Below are 17,426 nucleotides of genomic sequence, written 5' to 3'. Positions count from 1 at the left end.
ACCTTGATGGGTTTTTCTGTCCACTTAAATGTTCAACTTAAATTTTACAATCTGCCATTAACATTCAATACAATTGAAAATGTTGTGGCTAAAACAGTAGCGGTAACTGGTTCGGCTGATAAAGCACCACCGATATCAACAGCTCCCATGAAGATAGCTTCCAGTGAAGCCCCCATGATAATTCCGGCGCGCATATCTCCAAAAATAATACCAGCAATACATCCAACAACTAGTGGACGTTCAATCATTGTTTGACCGAATAACCAATTTCCACCGTAACAAACGAAAACGGTCAAAGCGGCTAGAAACGCTTCTTTATACATAATTATTTCCCCCTCAGGCCTTATTTATTTTTAAGCATTGAAGCAATGGAAGACTTAGGATTACTTGGAACAACTTGTTGAAAGACTGGAATATCTAGTTTAGTTAATTCTTTCAAAGCTGCCAATTCCTTGTCACTCAACATCAACGTACTACCAACTTGATGAGTTTCACCTTCTGATTTATCAGCAAAACGACCAACGTTTGCTACATTAATACCATCAATATCAGAAACATTTTGAGCAATCTTCAAAGCATCAGTTACGTTGTTAGTTAAAGCAAACATACGCATTCCTTTACCCTTAGGATTGTTGAAAACTTTAATGGCATCATCAACTGATCTGATCAAAAGTTTTTTACCTGTTGGTGTAGCCATCTTCAAAGTCATCTGAACCATTTCGTTACTGGCTGCATTGTCGTTAGCAACGACGATTCCTGGTGTATCCAATTCCTTAGTCCAAACTAGGGCTACCTGTCCGTGAATTAAACGATCATCTACTCTTAATTGTGCAATCATAATTTTTTCCTCCAATTATTCTAAAAAACTGTCATCCGACAAATCTGTATCATCTTTGGGTTCTTCAACTAACTGTACTTGGCTAGCCGCAATCAATTCTTCCAGTTTTGCTTTGGTTATTTCTTCTCCTTCCAAAACAACTGACAAAACAATTGGTAAATTCGTGCCAGTAATCACAAAAACATTTTCGTGGTCAGCAACTTCAAGCATGACCTTTTGATTTACACTTCCTCCAAATAAATCAGTGAAAATAATTCCCGTTTGACCATCTAGCTCGTCAATAAACTTTTTAATATCTGGCACATAGTCGTGATCATCAACATAAGCATCGATTACTGTGACCTTATTCCCCATACCTGTTAATATTTCCAATGAGCTCTGAACGCCACTGGCTAAATGACCATGACTTGCGATTAAAATTTTATTCATATCCCCTTACTCCTTGTTTTGTCTTCACCTTTATATAAGCAAGTTTCATGCCAACTTTTTAAAAGCCTGTTCTAACGACAAAAAGAGAGCTAGTGTTTAATCTTAAACACTAGCTCTCTTTGATTTTGAACACTAAAACAGTTGCTTGAACACTTCATACATCAGTGATAATTCATAGTCGTTAACTTCCACATTGTACTTTAATTCCAAAGGTTGGAAGATACTCTTGGAAATTGAAATGAATTCTTGTTCATCTTCAGTTGGCTTAATTTCCGGCATCTTCTGCGATTTACGAACCATCAAACGTTCGATCATTAAGGCAATATGCATATAAAGATTAAGCTTAACTTTTCCGTCCAACTTGAGATTATAGTAACTCTCATACTTATAAATGACCGTTTCAACCTCTTTGATGATGATCTTTGGATTCAAGAAACTCAAACGTTCACTGACCCCTTCAATCGAGAAGAAACGTAATAATTCCTGATTCAAATCATCAATCGCATCAGCTTTCAAATAAGGCGTTAATAATTTGGTCAACTTCTGTTCACCCTTAGCATCCAGCAAGTCATAAATATTGATATTAGGAATATTAAAATCATCCGGTAAACTAGTCGTCGTCAAAACAAACAAAGTTGTATCAAAATAATGATTGTCATTCTGATGGATATTCTTCTTTAAATCATAGTAATCAAGCGTATTGATTTGAATATCCTTAGGAAAATATGGCAACATTGTCTCTTTGATTTTCTCCGATATTCCCAAACCAGAGATACAAGAAATGATAATGTTCTTCTTATTTGAATAGCCCGAATAATACTGACTATGAATTTCATATTCACTTTCGGCCGCGGCTGCGATTGCTTTAAATTTTTCCTTACTTTGAATTTTTAAGGCCACATCCAAAGCCGTCGCCGTGGTTAGATTATCAACAACCAATAAATCACCATTAAGATGATTCTTGATTTCCGAATAAAGCTGATTGAGCGATCCCATATCAACGATCATCACTGTACCGTTCGAAGTATCGTAAGAGTCAAACAGTGTCTTAGTTTTCTGAACAATATCAGCCAATCCCGTATCAATCGGCATATCGATCGCATCAAAAATATAATTTCCACAAAGTTGATTGACTACTGCTTGAATACTAGTAGCAGTATATTCCCCATGTGCCAATAACAGGCCTCTTAGTTTTATTGACTCATCAACGTGATCACTCAATAAAATTGCTAATACAATTCCTAATGAATGATACTTTGCCGTTAACTGATAATGGAAGCTTCTAAAGAAACAATCAGCCACATGAACCGATCGTGGACAAAGGCTCTGTAATTTTTTATCAAGTTTATCCAAGCTTTCCACAGGCAGAGTGAAATTAGAACGATAAAGTTTAAAAATAATTGAACTAATATCAGCAATATCTTTAATACCAAAACGACGTTCAACTACTTTTTCCATTTGTTTTTGAAATTTCAGAAAAGTTGGTTGATCTAGTTCATTAATTTTCACTGATTTCTCTAGCTTTTCAATATCGTGAATAGCCTTCTTATTTTGAAATTGGAATGAATTAACCTCCGAAGAACTTAAATCATTGATAATCTTCTCTATTTTCTTCTGGTATGAATCTCCAATTGAGACTTCAGAAAAATTATATTCGTGTGTCGGGTCTATATCTACGAAATTACCTGTATCGGAGGATTTCTGTTTGAGAATAACTGCATCAGATTGAATTTTGATTTCATCATTAAGCCCTTGATCTTTATAAGCATTAGCACAACTGACTTTGATGATATTTTTCAAACGACCGATATTTCCATCCGACTTCAAATTGATCAATGATTCAATTACACCATCGTCAATTCTTAGTGGTTTTTGCATCTTTTGCGCTTCATGATAAAAAATCGAATAGATTAAGCTTAAACGTTCATTCCTTGGTCGATTATGGTAATCCGGTAAGTGAACCGCAATTGAAATTCGTCGACGGAAAGTTTCCAACAAAACGTCGTCCGTTTTTTCCGTAGTGGCAAACAAGAAACGAACTTTCGAAGTCTTAGTTTGCTTATTTTCACCCATCCGCATGAAAGAACCGCTATCGATGAAACTGAAAAGTTTCTCCTGGTTCTCACTTGATAATCGATGGACTTCATCAAGGAAGAGATAACCACCATCAGCTTGTTCCAGCAAACCACTCTTATCATCATTAGCACCTGTGAAGGCTCCTCGGACATATCCAAATAGAATACTCGAAAGTAATTCCGGATTATTAGCATAGTCAGCACAATTCAAAGTTAGAAATGGTGCATTGCTAGAGATTGATTTTGAAGTAACTGCATAATTGTAGATCTGTTTAGCTAAAAAACTCTTTCCAACGCCACTATTTCCCGTAATGATAATACTCAACCCATTAGGTGGATAATTTACCGCCGCCTCACATTGGGAAACAACATTTTTCAGACTACCATTCGATCCGATAAAATCATTGAATGGTAAAACCTCTTTATTAGTTTTCGATTCAGTCAGATTCCATAGAACCGGCCGACCTTCTAGTTTAACAACCAATCCATCCTCTAGTAGTTGATTCAAGTAGTGACTAGTGACTGAACGACTAAGATTAACCTGTTGGGATAAATCACTAGTATTAATTGGCAACGAGTGACTGTAATTCAAATCATTTAACTTCGTTAATACCTCATATTTCGATTCCACAATTATGCCCCCATTGTCGGTGAAATTGTTAATATATTAATTTTATAATACTGAGGAGTACATGCAACCGCTTTCCAAAAATGGCATAAAAAAAGAACTCGCACACGCGAGTTCTCTTAATATTCAATAATTAAAAATTATTTGAATGAAACGCCTTCACCGGCTTGTAGCCATTCGCTAGTAGCAACACGGTAGTAAGTATTACCATCGGCACCCTTAGCAGTTCTGTCTACTCTCCATGCTGAAGGTGAGCCAAGATATTTGTTATCATAAGCCTTTCCTTCATCGTTGAACAATGCCATGTAGTAACCCTTGGCCTTTGTCAAAGTAGCAACACCTGAAACAGTCTTGATATCTGTCAAGCCTGAACCATTGTTACTGTTGTTGTTACCATTTGAGTAAACAACATTGTCAGCATCGATCCATTCGCCAGTAGCAACACGGTATTGTTTTACACCGTCTTGGTTTGTACGAACTTTGTCAGTTCTCCAAGGTGTGTTTGCACCTAAAGCACGGTTAGCAATTGTTTGGTTGCTATCATTCTTTAGTGTGTAGTAGTTGCTTGCAGTCTTTGTTGTAACAACACCTGTAGTATCTGTTGTTGTCCATTGATCAGTTGTGTTTGAAACATTAATAGCACGAACAAACTTAAGTGTTGTGTTAGCAGCATCTGTTGTATCAGCAACAAAGTCGTAACCAGCTGAAGCTTGTGAACCATTTACATAAACTGAGTATGTTGATGGGTCAAGGTTGTAATTCTTAACGAATTGGTTCAAAGCTGTACCAGTAGCACCAGTAAATGTAATTACTTGATAATATGTACCGGCCTTTGTAAATACCTTTGTACCGTTTGGTTCAACGTTAGTATCAGCCTTTACACTAGAAGCAACGCCAGCAGCATCACTGTCTTCGTTACCAGCTTTAGCAGCTTCGATAGCATTGCTGTATGTTGTGAAGAAGCTTGTACCAGCTTTAACTTTACTACCATCTGTCAATACAGAGTTACCATTTTGGTCAACAATCTTAGCATCGTTACTTGCATCAAGAGTTGAACTTGTAACTGTTGTGTTCAAAGCAACTGATAATGGTGTTGTAAATGTTGCCTTTGCTGAAGTCATATCGTCTTTAGCAACAGTTGACTTCTTTGTAGCTTTAACAGTAGCAGTTCTTGAATCAGCTTTACCATTAGTATTTGTGAAGCTCAATGTAACTGTGAATTCAACTTCTGGTTGAGTTGAATCAGCAAGGATCTTACCAAGATCATAATCAGTGTTAATAGCAGCACCCTTAACAGTCTTAGCTGAAACAGTAACCTTAGCTGAATCACCAATATTGTTGATATCAGTAGTACCAATAGCAGCCTTAACTAGGCCAGCTTCTGCAGTATTAAAGGCATCAATTTTCATTGAACCTTGTTCAACTGAAACACCCTTAACAGATGTACCACTAACTAAGTTTGAAGCAGCAGTTTCTGTATTTAATGATGCTTTAAAAGCGTCAGCTGAGTTTTGTTGCTTGTTATAATCTGGTGTTGTAGCAACAGTACTATCAGCAGCTTGTGAAACTACAGGAGCAGCAACTGGTGCAACAGCTAGAAGTGTGGCAGCAGCGATTCCTGCGTATTTAATAGATTTTTTCAATGTTAATCCTCCCCTGGACTACAAGAATTTATTATTTTAATTGTCGTGGGCTATCCCACTGACAACCATTATATGAAACTCTGGCTTGTGAATCAACTGAAATTTAAAAAGTCACTGTTTTTGTAACATTTCTGTATTAAATATCACGATTTTGTAACATTTCATACACATTTACAATCAAAATTGAATTTTTTCAAAGAAAAAAACTCTAATTGTCATGTAATCAACGCTTAAACAATGACTAGATTAATTTTGTTAACCCAAAAGAGCCTACTCTTATTCTATTCTAAATAAGACGTAGGCTCAAGGTTTATACCTTAAATATTTTAATAATTTTTACTAGAATCTGAAAAGGCTTAGAATACCTTGTTCTCAACACGTTCAACATACTTGGCACCAGTGATTTCTCGATAAAGTTGAATAGCACCTTTTTCAAATAGCTTACTGGCACTAATTTTGTCCATCGCTGTCTTGACTGTCTCCGGATCTAAATCAGCTTTAACATAACTCAAAACTAAATTCTTGCTGTGGCCATCTGCTGTTTTAAACTTCAATTGTAATCTTTTCATAATTTACGCCCCTATTCTGCATCCATTGTATTGTGTTTAATTACTTCTGTTCCGTAAAGTGCATCGCCATCTGATAGTAGAACTAGTCCTTGCGTGAAGAGATCAATTTGCCCTTGAGTTGGGTTTTCTACTATATTATTGAAGTTAATTGCTCTCTTACCTTTGGGATACTTTCCGTTTGCCATTGTTACGACGATTGCTGTTTTCTTCCACATTATTAATTACCTCTTTTTTATATTTTGTAAGAACTAACCGGCCGGTTTAAGTAACTTACACAGATAATAACGTTTGAAAGTATCCAAAACGGAAATCTTTTTTGAAATTTTTCCCAACATGTTATAATTCAACCAGCACTTATATGGAGGAATTTCAAAAATGAAAAAAGCTTTATTACTAGCAACAACAGGGGTAGCACTATTGCTAGCCGGCTGCAGTAACGGCAACTCTTCAGCATCTAAGTCTAATAATAGTAGTGATACTTACAAGACAGAAATGACTAAAGGTAACGATGCCGTAGACGATAAAGAATATTCAAAGGCCGCTGATCACTTTGATTCAGCAATTAAGGCGAAAAAAACTGACAAAGCACATGACTCAAAGATCCAAGCTCAAAACTTGGTCAAGGCGAAGAGATTTATGAGCCAACGTAAATTTGACTCTGCCAGATCAGCTTTGAATAAAGTTACAGATCAAGATAACGGAAACAAGAAGATGATTTCCAGAGCCAAGAAATTAACTAAACAAGTAAAGAAGATTCAATTCAATCGTAGTAACTTCAAGGCTGATATCAAAAATGCTAAAGAATTAATCAAACAAGGCGCTAATGATCAAGCTAAAGCATTACTAGAACAAATCACAACATTCAAGGGTATTAAGGGTAAGTATTATTCAGATCTTTACACACAAGCCAATACCCTACTCAAGTCATTACCTACTGACACTAAAGACAGTACCGATACTGACAGTAATACTAATAATGATAGTTCTACAACAACTACAACTGACAACAACAATTCTACTGATAATAGTAGTGCTGACTCATCAGCCGACCAAAGCAACAATCCAGCTGCTAAAGGTGGCGACTTCGATGTTGAAAAGAAAGAGGTCGATGGTAAAACCATTACTGATTCCGACATCGCCAAAGCTAGACAACAATTAACTGATTCTGGTGTTAAGAACATTGATGCTTGGAGTGACAATGATATTGTTCGTGCTATTAAGAACGCTGCTAAAGACGGACGTTCAACCGTTAGAGAATCTGATGGTAAGATTCAATAGGAGTTCTATATTGTCCAGAAATATGGTTACTAAAAAAGGGGGCTTAGAAATCAATCGATTTCTGAGCTCCCTTTTCTGTATTTTTATTCATCCAAGATCAGCTTAATGATTCTTTTTCAAGAGGATGATATTTTATAATTATGTCATCTGTTATCGCATTGTTTTTACCTGGTTCATAGACATTACTCCAAGGGGTGCCATCCCGATGTGTTAACTCTTTTAAAAAGAATGGATCTCCTAAGACCTTCTCATTTTTTATTAAAGAATCAAATATATGTTTAATGTGTCCATATTCCCCTGACTTGATAAGCTTACTTATTACAGGTGAAATGGAATCTTTATTTTTAAAAACGGGAACTATTTTCTTCTCGTCCATATATCTGTACTCTTTCCAAAGTTCTTTATCAACAGGCCCATATTTAAATGCAACAAAGTTATTTTTGAATAGCGGTTTTTTATACGTCGTAAGAAAATCAGAATATATATAATAAACAATTTTCATCGTTGGTAATGTTGTAAGTGAGAAACGTTCGGAAACATATTCCGCAATATCCTTTGAGGTTATCCTGTCTTTAGAATATTCAATAAACTCATCTATATCGTCCAACGTCAGAATATCCTTAAAGAAGGGATCGGAATCAATTATCGATTTCCAAGAAGGCTTATCGGTCTCAATTAAGTGAGTTGAATAAGAAGCAATGTCATTCTCCTTTAAATTATCCTTAATTTCCAAAATCTTATGCAATAAACTTCTGTCTGTACTTATTTCTGTTTCTTTATATCCAATTCTGGATCCTTTTTGGTAACTATCAGAAATAATTATAAAGTGTTTGTACATAAACCCTCACCTCCTCATTTCATATTTTAACATCTGGAACTACATTTTAGTAAAGTAACGTCTGGGGATATTAGTATATTTTGTCATTTCTTTGTGTAGTTCATGGGCATTCATGTTTGATTCAAATTTTGATTTATCCCATAACTGCAATTCCCATGGGAATCTCAAATTATCATTACCATTTAAAGTAATATGAATACCACTATACGCACCATCATTACGAATATAATATTTTCTTATGATGCCACTTTTTTTAAGCTCTTCCAATGTTTTTAAAATATTTTGTTCATTTTCTATCAAATCTGTAAAAATCATTCTAATTCCAAAAAAATCATTAAGACATTTATTAAGAGAAATATCTCCCTTTTCTTTTTTATCACAATACCTACGAAGCTTCTCATATATAGAATTTGCTGCTTTAATTCTTTCATTGATTTTGTATAAATCATTGGCATCGAACATATTCTCTAAGTCAAAATTCAAAGTATACAGTGATAATTGGTTATCTATTAAAAATTGCCTATAATTGTCAAAAATATTCTGATATGTATCTTTAATGATTGAATCATCGTCAATAACATTTTTCACTTTTTCTTTTCTAAAATTAAATATTTCGCCAGTATATTCTGTTGATAATTTGTTGTAAAACACATTTATCTTAAGAATTGCTGATTCTAAATCATTTTCTAAAGACACATTATAAAAATCCCTTCTAAGAATTAACAGTGCTACCATTTTATTATAAATATGAAGGTAGTACAACAATGTATACAAAAGCCTCCATCATAAAAATTTTCTGATTAAAGTTTATATTCATTTAATGAGTTATCGTATATTAATTCATTTATTACAAATATATTACAAAAATATTGAGCTAATTCTAAAGAAAACGTAACGTTTCCCTTAACAGTTTTTTAAACGTATTGATTAAAATCTGATTGCATTATAGGTTTACTATGAACCGCAAAATAAGACGAGGAGGTTTAAAAGATGAAAAAGAATAAAGTTCTACTCGGCTCAGCACTGGCATTATTAATTGCCCCAACTGTTCTGTCTAATTTGTCGCCTCAAGACGTGAGTGCGGCAGAAACATCAACAGAAAGCGGATTGATTGGTACTGTTCGTCGTGGTAGCGGTATTCTGGTTAACAATCAGGGTCAAACTATTACAAGTACTTACCTTCCTAACTTCAGCTCTTGGAAACTTGGTCCTTCAACTCAAATCAATGGCATTACTTATTATCAAGTTGCTACTAACGAGTGGATCGCTGCTGATAGTATTGATATCAGTAATTCATCCAATCAAGTAACTAATCTTAGTTCAGACACTAGCAATCAAATTGATGTTAACGCCACTAAAGTTGGAACGACAAAGTGGGCTTCTGCTGTAGTTAACAGTCAAGGCCAAGCTATTACTGGGGTAACTTTACCAGCTGGAACTAATTGGAAACTTGGTGCATCCATAAATGTTAATGGAAATGTTTATTTGCAAGTTGCTACTAATGAATGGGTCGCTGCTAATGACTTGAACATTCAAGTAACTGAACCTAATCAAAGTTACACTACAAATAACGCTACAACCAATGCTGCTTCAACTACCACACAGCAACAGCAACCAGTAGTTGGTACTGTTGTTAATGGTCCCGCTGATTTATACGATACTTCAATGGACTCTTTCTCAGACCGTCAATTGCCTGAGGGAACTAATTGGAAAATTGGTCAAATGGTTCAAAATAAATATGGCCATACCTTCTATCAAGTATCAACTAATGAATGGGCACAAAGTTCAAACATGCATTTAAATCAAAATGACGCTGGAAATAATGTAAGTAGTGAACCTGAGTTTGCAACATCTGTTACACAATAATCAGGACAATTATATTAATATTTGTATATTTCACACTTTCTTCACATTTATAATCTAATATAGTAGTTGGTAAACAAGAATATTGAATACTAACTTATAATATATATAAATAAACAAACTAATATAATCACCTCCCTGATATAGTGGGCCTCCAAAAGAATGGAGGCCCTTTTTTTACGTCCAAAATTAACTAAACCAATATTTTTTATATTTGATATTGCTAATTATTACGTAAATGCTACAATAATGTTACAGAATTATTACAAATATAATACAAACATCATTTAAAACTATATATGGACGGTCTCCTGACAAAGAACTTTCGTCTAAGAGACTTTTTATTAAATTCATATTGTAGCAATAAAACTATTTATAAATATAATTTGTTGCTAATATTCTGTATCAGCCATAAAATAATAACTTGTACGAGTTAAGGTGGTGATCAATGGAACCGGTATTAAGATTTATTTCAAAATTTAGATATAGGGAGAAATAGCAGCATGAAGCATACTACCTTCAAAATATTGAGTAGTCTTTTATTGGTAACATCCGTATTAGTACTTGGAGGCTGTTCTAACAACAGTCAAAGTTCTTCTAGCTCAAGGGATTCAACTGTTAAAACAGAATCACACAAAAAAGCTAAGAAGAGTTCTTCTAAGAAAAAAGTTTCGAAAAAAAAGGCCTCATCAAAAGCGGAAGCATCCACTTCCAACAATGATGAGACACAACAAAATCAACAAGCAAATTCATCCACTAACAACCAAAATACAATATCAAATTCAAATAACCAGCAGAGTTCCAAACAAACTCAAAATACTAATCAGGGTCAAAGCCAAAGCACAGCTGCTTCTAACAACAATCAACAAGCAACTACAAATCAGCAGGCAGCCACAGTTATCACTACTGCAGACCAAGCTAGAAGTTTAGTTGCACACGCTAATGGTGGAGCTTCTCCTGCATCATTTAGTGTTGAAGCTAAGCCAGATGGTTATCACGTCTATTTGAATAATCTAAATAACCCAATCGTAACAGTAGTTAAACCCAACGGTGACTTTTACGATGTGAATGGAAATCTTACTGGTAAATATTCAAATATGGCTGCTCCTGATGGTGGCGATAATTCCCAATGGACTCCATAGCCAATGGATTAAAATATAAAAAAAAGACTTGAATCAACTATTCAAGTCTATAATCTCCATAAAAACTTTTGCGTACTGCTTTTTCTTTTCACTATCCATTAAATAAAAAGCCTGTACAAATTGGTTACTCTGCTCATCTAGTTCAGTTTGATCAAAGACATCACCTAATTTCAGATTCAAAGCATCTAAAATACTCTCTAAACGAGAAAGAGACACGTCATCTCTATTCCCCCGTTCCAAGCGTGATATTAAATCTGGAGATACATGAGCCCGGTCAGCCAATTGTTCTATGGTTAACCCCATTTCATTACGTTTATCACGAATAAACTTAAAGCGCTTAACCATAGGCATCACCTCTTAATTCAAATTATTCTAACTACTCACTGTTTATATGGCTATACGGCTAAAAATTGATACATACTATAAAAATATTGCGAATATTCTGTACTAGTATTATCATAAAAAAGTACGTGATTATTATATTTCGAATTGAATGCACATAATAATCCTCACTTGCTAAAAAATTACATTATTAATATATTTCTAGGGTGGAATCAGTTGAATATTAAAAAGTAATTTAAACAGTCTTCATGAATTCATGTATTTGTCACAGATGGACTCTTTTATACACTTAATAAATGCGGTAGTTTATTAAGTAAGTTATTCCCTCAAATAACTAAACGTTGGTACACCTGACAAATCAATCCTATGATAATTGCGTACCGGGCTACGTTAATCCGTAGCCTTTTTATATAAAATCAAGACTCAAAATTATTAGCATTAATCTACATCAAAGAATTGCTAACGCATGTGCCTGCGAGCCAAACTTTGCAACTAACATTTCTAATTAGTTATTACTAATAATAATGGAAGAAGCATTTCTTAGTCATGTGGGCTATGGAAATGCTTTTTTTCTGTACTTTAATAAAATAATACTATTAATAATATTAGATATTAACTAATTGTACATTATATTATATACCACTTTATTATCCTTTTGTACATTAGTTGTACTAATAATAGTCCAAATTAAAAATGATTGGTGATGTTAATTATATGAATATTTCAAAATCCGATTTTGGTGTTCGCCTGATGAAATTACGAAAAAGTAAAAATCTAAGCATGCAAGGTTTAGCCGACATTATCGGTGTCAGTGGTAAGAGCACTATTAATGAATGGGAAAAAGGTCGTGGACTTCCTAAGAAAGCGACAATGGACCGTTTATCGACAGTACTTAATACCAGCAGTGACTACCTATACTATGGTGATCTTAAGGATGTTTTAGAAAATAAGGTTTTAAAGATCATCAATAACTATGGTTACAAATCAAATGTCACCTTCAAAAAATTAATCGATGTAACCAATGGCGATTTTCATCCTGATGACGTCATCGTCAGACATATCACTAAATTAAAGGATCATGTTTTAAGAGATGATGAATCTAGCGTTGAAGACCGCATATTTAAAGAGATTTACCCAGGCTTATTTCAGATATTCACTTCTAAAGGTGTCAATTACGAAACCAATTTAGAAGAAATCGACCGCATCTCTAATCCATATTTTCAAAAAATCTATGTTGATCAAGTATTATCCTTTGAAGGACAGGCAATGGATGTACTACATGAATTAGAAAAAAGGTCGACTCATACCAAAAATACTAAATGGACTCAAAAATCTTTTGATGAAGTTGCAAAAAAATTCGTAAAAGATGGTACATTAAATTGGGACGGTACTGACTACCAAATTGATTCTATGAAACAATTGGTACAACAATACTATCGCGATAAGTTAAATGATAAACTAGTTGAAACTCGACTTAGTATAAAAAGTTTATTATCCGAAGAAAATCAAATTGAGAAACGTTATTTAAAATAGACTTTTGATTTTGTACATTTAATGTACTAGGAATTCAGTATAGGGGGAAGATAACATAGTTAAAGCTAAAAAACATAATTTTCTGGATAAGGTTGTTCTATTCTTTTGTCTAATTTTACTTTTGGCAGCCTTCATTATTCCCCAGGTTCATCGCAGTTATTATTCAGCTCCCTACTTCTATTTCTCTGGCAAACAGATTGTTTTGGAAAATAACAAAACGCATCATTTGAATGATTACCAAAAGAAACAGTTCACTAAGTTAGCGCGAAAAGCCATTGACCAAAAAGATGGCCCTTTTGATTGGGATAATTACCAAACGGTTTCCATTGATGTTTATAAAATGAAGAATCTACATGAATATGCTTTGATATACCGAATTAAACCCTGTATTCGTACTGATAATCATATTATCAATAACACAATAGTTCTTACCTTAAAACATCGTAGTCTAGACAAGTATAAACAATTTACAATAAACAAATATTCATCCGATTTTTCCAATGTTTTCACATCTAGTAAATAAATTTCAAATAATTATAGATAGGATCTAATCAACCTCATGTCCAAAAAAATAAGTGGTAATAGTACACTCAAAAAAATATTTACGATAATAATGTTTGGAGTCTCCTTTATATACTTCTGTGCCTTTCGATTCTTAGTGATTCCATCTGGCGATGATTACTTTTGGTTAGGTAAAATGGGGAAATACTTAATGAATCACATGTTCTACGGTCCCCAAGCCACGTATGGCGGTAGTAGTAATGGTCGCTACCTAGGTAATCTTTTGGAAATCGTCACCATGCACAAATTGCCAGTAGCCATTTTAGCTTACGGAATTTTTTGGACCCTGCTCTTGTGGTGTATCTGGTACTTATCTAAAAAGACCATCACATCACTTCTATTATCGTTTCTCTTTATTTTCACTATGCAAGATGCCTTTATTAATAACATTCTGGGTTGGAATGCCGGCTTTGTAAATTACGTCCCTCCTGTAGTTATGGGATTAATCTATATCATCGTAGTCGACAAAGGTGTTGCAAATAAATTTGTTCCAATCGTTTCTATTTTGTTGCTACTATTAGGTTTGGCAGGCGGTCTATTTAATGAAGTTTGGAACATCACCCAATTAGCCCTGGGATTATTAGTTTTGGGGTATTCTTATTGGAAAAAAGACCTCAAAAGTTACCATATCACCTATTTTTTAGGAACAATTGGTTCAGCACTTATCATGTTTACCCATAAGGGATATCACGAGGTTAGTACTTACCGTAAAACTTCTTATACTCTAAGTACCATTTGGGATACTTATTCTAAAGTCACTCACTTCTGGCTGATTACTTTCAATCTTATTCTTTTGATAGCTATTCTCTTAGCCATCTTTGTCTTAGCAATCAAAACTAAGATTTCATCAGAAAATAAATTGGCCGTTTCTATCTTTGCAGTTGTCTTTTTAATTTATTACATTGTTATCAATAATTTCTTCAGAAATAATTTTCATTTAAATCCGATGTATGGCTACAAAACGGTTCGTGCAAGCATCGCTGTACCGGAGAGTTTAGTCAGTATCGCATTAATGATTTTCATCGGTTATTGCATTTGGGTCTTCTTCAGAGATGATCCTAAAATGTGGCTCTATTACTTATTGACCGGTGTTATTGCTGGACAATTGTTATTCGTTTCTTCACCCGTGAACAGCCGTGGTTATTTCTTATCTTATATTTTGATGTATTTAATTGGAATGAAATTCGTCCTATCTGCTCTAGATCAATTACCAATAAAAAATTATTTGGTCAATCTTGTATTGATAGTGACATTAATTGTCTGTGGTTATACTTATCAGTCAATAATGTACGCTAATTACCATGCTAACCTAATCCGTGTCAGTGATCCTGATTACTACAATGGTAAGAAAGAGTTAACCAAACATGTGCCTTACGTAAAATTTGTTTGGTTCAACGATCTAATGAATCAGCAGAATGCTCCTTACTGGAAAAATCATATTGATACTTACAAACACTTTTTGAAATAACACAAATCCCACTTCTGAAATCAGAGGTGGGATTTTATATATATCGTGATAATTTTTGCATAAAAAAATCCTTTAGAGAACGCTTCTCGTACTCTAAAGGAAGGTTGGTACTATTTAAATTTAAAGACTAGCTTATTTCTTGAGATTCTTCTCAATCCAGTCACGGACATCTGCATCTTTCATATCCAAGAATGGTTTTTCAGCTTCTTCAGCTTTAACTGTGTCGTGATCGTTGTTTTCCATGAAATAATCCCAAATAGCGTCACGAACAACTGTCTTATCGTCACTCCAGTCGAAAGCCTCGCTCATCTTTAGGTTTAATACTTCTGGTTCTTTTGCAATGGCTGCATCAGCCATCTTTGATGGATCTACTTCTGCCATAATTCAACAACCTCCTTAGTTACGAGTTCATTATAGTTCTAATCTGAAAAAGTGACACACTAAATGTTTATTATTTTTGATAATTATTGCAATTGGCATGATTTTTTAAATTATAGGCATTGATAACCACACGTTTCAAAAGATATTCTTATAATTATACATTTTGTATAATAAATTCGATTGAAATTTGACTTTATTTTTGTCCGATCACTTGTTATACTAAGTATACAAAATTATTACTCGGGCCCATCCGATAGGTTGGATGATCAACAGTCGTTCGGGACGAGAAACAAAAAGAAGTTGCCATTTACTTGGCAGCTTCTTTTTGTTTTTCTTGAGATTTTTTGCCTAATGTTGAATGTCTCATTCCATAAGCAAAATAAATAACTAAACCAATAGCAAACCAACCACCTGCATAAAGTTTTGCTTGAATATCTAGTCCCCAGAAAACAATCAATGAACCTAGAAAACCTAAAGCCGGCAAAATTGGATAAAATGGCATTTTGAAATCAGGATTTTGAATATCCTTACCCTCTCTTTTTCTCAAGGGATAGATTCCCAAAGAAACAAACATGAAGGCTATCAATGTACCAGCTGAAATCAATTGTGCTAAGAAAGCAAAGGGACAGACAGCACCTAAAACAATAGCGACAATCGATAAAACTAATAACGCATTATTCGGAAGTTTCTTTTGATTAAGTTTTCCTAACCACTTAGGCAACATCCCATCACGACCAAAGGAATAAATCAGACGTGAGCCTGCTAACATCATACCAATCAACGCCGTAAACATCCCGACAACTGCAATGGCTTGAATTACACTAGCTACCAATGGATGTCCAGCTTGACGTAAAGCCCAACCAACAGGTTCTGCATTATTAACGTATGAAGAGTATTTAAACATTCCTACTAAAACTAACGCTACAGCGATAAACAAGGTCACTGCAATCAACAACGAACCTAAGATTCCACGTGGCATCGTCTTCCCTGGATCTTTAGCTTCAGCTGAATTAGCCGCAATCGAATCAAAGCCAATATAGGACAAGAAGATCATCGAAACACCAGCATAAATTCCTTGCCAACCACCAAAAGCGGTTCCGTCACTGTTCAAATGGTACTTAGGAATGAATGGTACATAATTTTCAATATGAATTGCCGTTAATCCAACAACAATAAAAGCCAAAATTGCTAAAACTTTTAAAACTACTAAAATATTTTCAACTCGAGCAGCACCACTAACTCCATGAGAAAGTAACCATGCCACGGCCGCAATTACAATAACAGCGACTAAATCCAAAACACCACCATTACTGCCAAGAGTATTGGCAATCGCATTGGGAAAATGTATTCCAATCGGTTCCAGCAGTCCCCGGAAATTAGCCGAGAGTCCCGAACCAACGAATGCTAAAGCAATAAAATACTCCGCTAACAGTGCCCAACCGGCAATCCAGCCGAAAAATTCTCCAAACATAACATTGATCCATGAATAAGCTGAACCAGCAAATGGCATTGCTGCCGCCATTTCCGCATAAGCAAAGGCTACTAACCCAGCTACAATGGCCGCAATAATAAAAGAAAAGACAACTGACGGACCCGTATGTTGAGCCGCTACAACCCCTGGCAAAGTAAAGATAGAAGTTGAAACGATTGTCCCCACTCCCAAAGCCAAAAAGTCCTTAACAGTTAAAACTCTCACTAGATGTGAATCTTTATCTTCATAGATACTTGGATCTTCTTTTAGGGTTAAACGCCTAAAAAGGTTTCTCATATAAACATCCCTTCTTACAAGAAATCTTGTATTAAATAATTCAAATTACTATTTTATATAATTCGTCTTA

Annotated in this window: 17 protein-coding genes and 1 pseudogene; 6 read left to right on the top strand and 12 right to left on the bottom strand. The window is 34.6% G+C overall.

Features of this window, described 5'->3' with window-relative positions:
• Nucleotides 1–56: 56 nt before the first annotated feature.
• From FC97_RS09590 to FC97_RS09560, 7 genes and pseudogenes are all read right to left on the bottom strand, one after another.
• Nucleotides 57–323, bottom strand: a pseudogene (locus tag FC97_RS09590) (PTS sugar transporter subunit IIC); the annotation flags it as partial.
• A 20-nt stretch (nucleotides 324–343) separates the two neighbouring features.
• Nucleotides 344–838 carry a PTS sugar transporter subunit IIB gene (locus tag FC97_RS09585; RefSeq protein WP_054643575.1) on the bottom strand — a complete coding sequence of 165 codons (495 nt, stop codon included), beginning with the start codon at nucleotides 836–838 and terminating at the stop codon, nucleotides 344–346.
• A gap of 15 nt (nucleotides 839–853) precedes the next feature.
• Complete coding sequence (locus tag FC97_RS09580) at nucleotides 854–1,267, bottom strand: PTS sugar transporter subunit IIA (RefSeq protein ID WP_025085388.1); 414 nt, start codon at nucleotides 1,265–1,267, stop codon at nucleotides 854–856.
• Nucleotides 1,268–1,399: 132 nt separating this feature from the next.
• Entirely contained in the window at nucleotides 1,400–3,973 is a 2,574-nt protein-coding gene (locus FC97_RS09575) for a sigma 54-interacting transcriptional regulator (RefSeq protein WP_225868773.1), read from the bottom strand.
• Nucleotides 3,974–4,110: 137 nt separating this feature from the next.
• Nucleotides 4,111–5,613 carry a hypothetical protein gene (locus FC97_RS09570; RefSeq protein WP_054643573.1) on the bottom strand — a complete coding sequence of 501 codons (1,503 nt, stop codon included), beginning with the start codon at nucleotides 5,611–5,613 and terminating at the stop codon, nucleotides 4,111–4,113.
• A gap of 356 nt (nucleotides 5,614–5,969) precedes the next feature.
• Nucleotides 5,970–6,182 (bottom strand): DUF2922 domain-containing protein, encoded by a 213-nt coding sequence (locus FC97_RS09565; RefSeq protein WP_054643572.1) that lies wholly within the window; start codon nucleotides 6,180–6,182, stop codon nucleotides 5,970–5,972.
• A gap of 11 nt (nucleotides 6,183–6,193) precedes the next feature.
• Nucleotides 6,194–6,397: a hypothetical protein gene (locus FC97_RS09560; protein ID WP_054643571.1), complete on the bottom strand. Its 204-nt coding sequence runs from the start codon at nucleotides 6,395–6,397 to the stop codon at nucleotides 6,194–6,196.
• Between the two features lie 160 nt (nucleotides 6,398–6,557).
• Here FC97_RS09560 and FC97_RS09555 point away from each other — a divergent pair, with 160 nt between their 5' ends.
• On the top strand, nucleotides 6,558–7,460 hold the full coding sequence (locus FC97_RS09555) for a hypothetical protein (protein WP_054643570.1): 903 nt from the start codon (nucleotides 6,558–6,560) through the stop codon (nucleotides 7,458–7,460).
• Between the two features lie 97 nt (nucleotides 7,461–7,557).
• Here FC97_RS09555 and FC97_RS09550 read toward each other — a convergent pair whose 3' ends face one another.
• Nucleotides 7,558–8,298, bottom strand: coding sequence for a Panacea domain-containing protein (locus tag FC97_RS09550; protein ID WP_054643569.1), 741 nt, complete (start codon nucleotides 8,296–8,298; stop codon nucleotides 7,558–7,560).
• Nucleotides 8,299–8,337: 39 nt separating this feature from the next.
• Nucleotides 8,338–8,994, bottom strand: a complete 657-nt coding sequence (locus FC97_RS09545; RefSeq protein ID WP_158163583.1) for a nucleotidyltransferase family protein — start codon at nucleotides 8,992–8,994, stop codon at nucleotides 8,338–8,340.
• A gap of 294 nt (nucleotides 8,995–9,288) precedes the next feature.
• On the opposite strand from FC97_RS09545, the gene FC97_RS09540 reads away from it, so the two are divergent.
• Complete coding sequence (locus FC97_RS09540) at nucleotides 9,289–10,164, top strand: SLAP domain-containing protein (protein WP_054643567.1); 876 nt, start codon at nucleotides 9,289–9,291, stop codon at nucleotides 10,162–10,164.
• Between the two features lie 500 nt (nucleotides 10,165–10,664).
• Nucleotides 10,665–11,303, top strand: coding sequence for a hypothetical protein (locus FC97_RS09535; RefSeq protein ID WP_056968153.1), 639 nt, complete (start codon nucleotides 10,665–10,667; stop codon nucleotides 11,301–11,303).
• A 33-nt stretch (nucleotides 11,304–11,336) separates the two neighbouring features.
• Here the strand turns inward: FC97_RS09535 and FC97_RS09530 are convergent, their stop codons facing one another.
• The gene (locus FC97_RS09530; RefSeq protein WP_054643565.1) at nucleotides 11,337–11,648 is read right to left on the bottom strand and encodes a helix-turn-helix domain-containing protein; all 312 of its coding nucleotides are present in this window, start codon (nucleotides 11,646–11,648) and stop codon (nucleotides 11,337–11,339) included.
• 747 nt (nucleotides 11,649–12,395) lie between these two features.
• On the opposite strand from FC97_RS09530, the gene FC97_RS09525 reads away from it, so the two are divergent.
• The 3 genes from FC97_RS09525 (at nucleotide 12,396) to FC97_RS09515 (ending at nucleotide 15,207) form a co-directional block, all read left to right on the top strand.
• Nucleotides 12,396–13,178 (top strand): helix-turn-helix domain-containing protein, encoded by a 783-nt coding sequence (locus tag FC97_RS09525; RefSeq protein WP_158163582.1) that lies wholly within the window; start codon nucleotides 12,396–12,398, stop codon nucleotides 13,176–13,178.
• 121 nt (nucleotides 13,179–13,299) lie between these two features.
• Entirely contained in the window at nucleotides 13,300–13,701 is a 402-nt protein-coding gene (locus FC97_RS13490) for a hypothetical protein (RefSeq protein ID WP_025086367.1), read from the top strand.
• A 189-nt stretch (nucleotides 13,702–13,890) separates the two neighbouring features.
• Nucleotides 13,891–15,207 (top strand): hypothetical protein, encoded by a 1,317-nt coding sequence (locus tag FC97_RS09515; RefSeq protein WP_054643563.1) that lies wholly within the window; start codon nucleotides 13,891–13,893, stop codon nucleotides 15,205–15,207.
• Nucleotides 15,208–15,339: 132 nt separating this feature from the next.
• Here the strand turns inward: FC97_RS09515 and FC97_RS09510 are convergent, their stop codons facing one another.
• On the bottom strand, nucleotides 15,340–15,588 hold the full coding sequence (locus tag FC97_RS09510) for a P8 family protein (protein ID WP_025086369.1): 249 nt from the start codon (nucleotides 15,586–15,588) through the stop codon (nucleotides 15,340–15,342).
• A 307-nt stretch (nucleotides 15,589–15,895) separates the two neighbouring features.
• The gene (locus FC97_RS09505) at nucleotides 15,896–17,356 is read right to left on the bottom strand and encodes an APC family permease (RefSeq protein ID WP_054643562.1); all 1,461 of its coding nucleotides are present in this window, start codon (nucleotides 17,354–17,356) and stop codon (nucleotides 15,896–15,898) included.
• Nucleotides 17,357–17,426 lie beyond the last annotated feature (70 nt).

This window comes from Companilactobacillus kimchii DSM 13961 = JCM 10707, assembly GCF_001435445.1.
GTDB classification, from domain to species: domain Bacteria; phylum Bacillota; class Bacilli; order Lactobacillales; family Lactobacillaceae; genus Companilactobacillus; species Companilactobacillus kimchii.
The sequence above is the reverse complement of the archived record's forward strand: the minus strand, read 5'-3'. Positions and strand labels throughout refer to the sequence as shown.

What these genes read in the sequence shown, in the direction of transcription:
- FC97_RS09540 (WP_054643567.1), top strand. Translation starts at nt 9,289, where the DNA reads ATGAAAAAGAATAAAGTTCTACTCGGCTCAGCACTGGCATTATTAATT.
- FC97_RS09560 (WP_054643571.1), bottom strand. Translation starts at nt 6,397, where the DNA reads ATGTGGAAGAAAACAGCAATCGTCGTAACAATGGCAAACGGAAAGTAT.
- FC97_RS09585 (WP_054643575.1), bottom strand. Translation starts at nt 838, where the DNA reads ATGATTGCACAATTAAGAGTAGATGATCGTTTAATTCACGGACAGGTA.
- FC97_RS09565 (WP_054643572.1), bottom strand. Translation starts at nt 6,182, where the DNA reads ATGAAAAGATTACAATTGAAGTTTAAAACAGCAGATGGCCACAGCAAG.
- FC97_RS09525 (WP_158163582.1), top strand. Translation starts at nt 12,396, where the DNA reads ATGAAATTACGAAAAAGTAAAAATCTAAGCATGCAAGGTTTAGCCGAC.
- FC97_RS09530 (WP_054643565.1), bottom strand. Translation starts at nt 11,648, where the DNA reads ATGGTTAAGCGCTTTAAGTTTATTCGTGATAAACGTAATGAAATGGGG.
- FC97_RS09515 (WP_054643563.1), top strand. Translation starts at nt 13,891, where the DNA reads ATGAATCACATGTTCTACGGTCCCCAAGCCACGTATGGCGGTAGTAGT.
- FC97_RS09535 (WP_056968153.1), top strand. Translation starts at nt 10,665, where the DNA reads ATGAAGCATACTACCTTCAAAATATTGAGTAGTCTTTTATTGGTAACA.
- FC97_RS09510 (WP_025086369.1), bottom strand. Translation starts at nt 15,588, where the DNA reads ATGGCAGAAGTAGATCCATCAAAGATGGCTGATGCAGCCATTGCAAAA.
- FC97_RS09555 (WP_054643570.1), top strand. Translation starts at nt 6,558, where the DNA reads ATGAAAAAAGCTTTATTACTAGCAACAACAGGGGTAGCACTATTGCTA.
- FC97_RS09505 (WP_054643562.1), bottom strand. Translation starts at nt 17,356, where the DNA reads ATGAGAAACCTTTTTAGGCGTTTAACCCTAAAAGAAGATCCAAGTATC.
- FC97_RS09580 (WP_025085388.1), bottom strand. Translation starts at nt 1,267, where the DNA reads ATGAATAAAATTTTAATCGCAAGTCATGGTCATTTAGCCAGTGGCGTT.
- FC97_RS09550 (WP_054643569.1), bottom strand. Translation starts at nt 8,298, where the DNA reads ATGTACAAACACTTTATAATTATTTCTGATAGTTACCAAAAAGGATCC.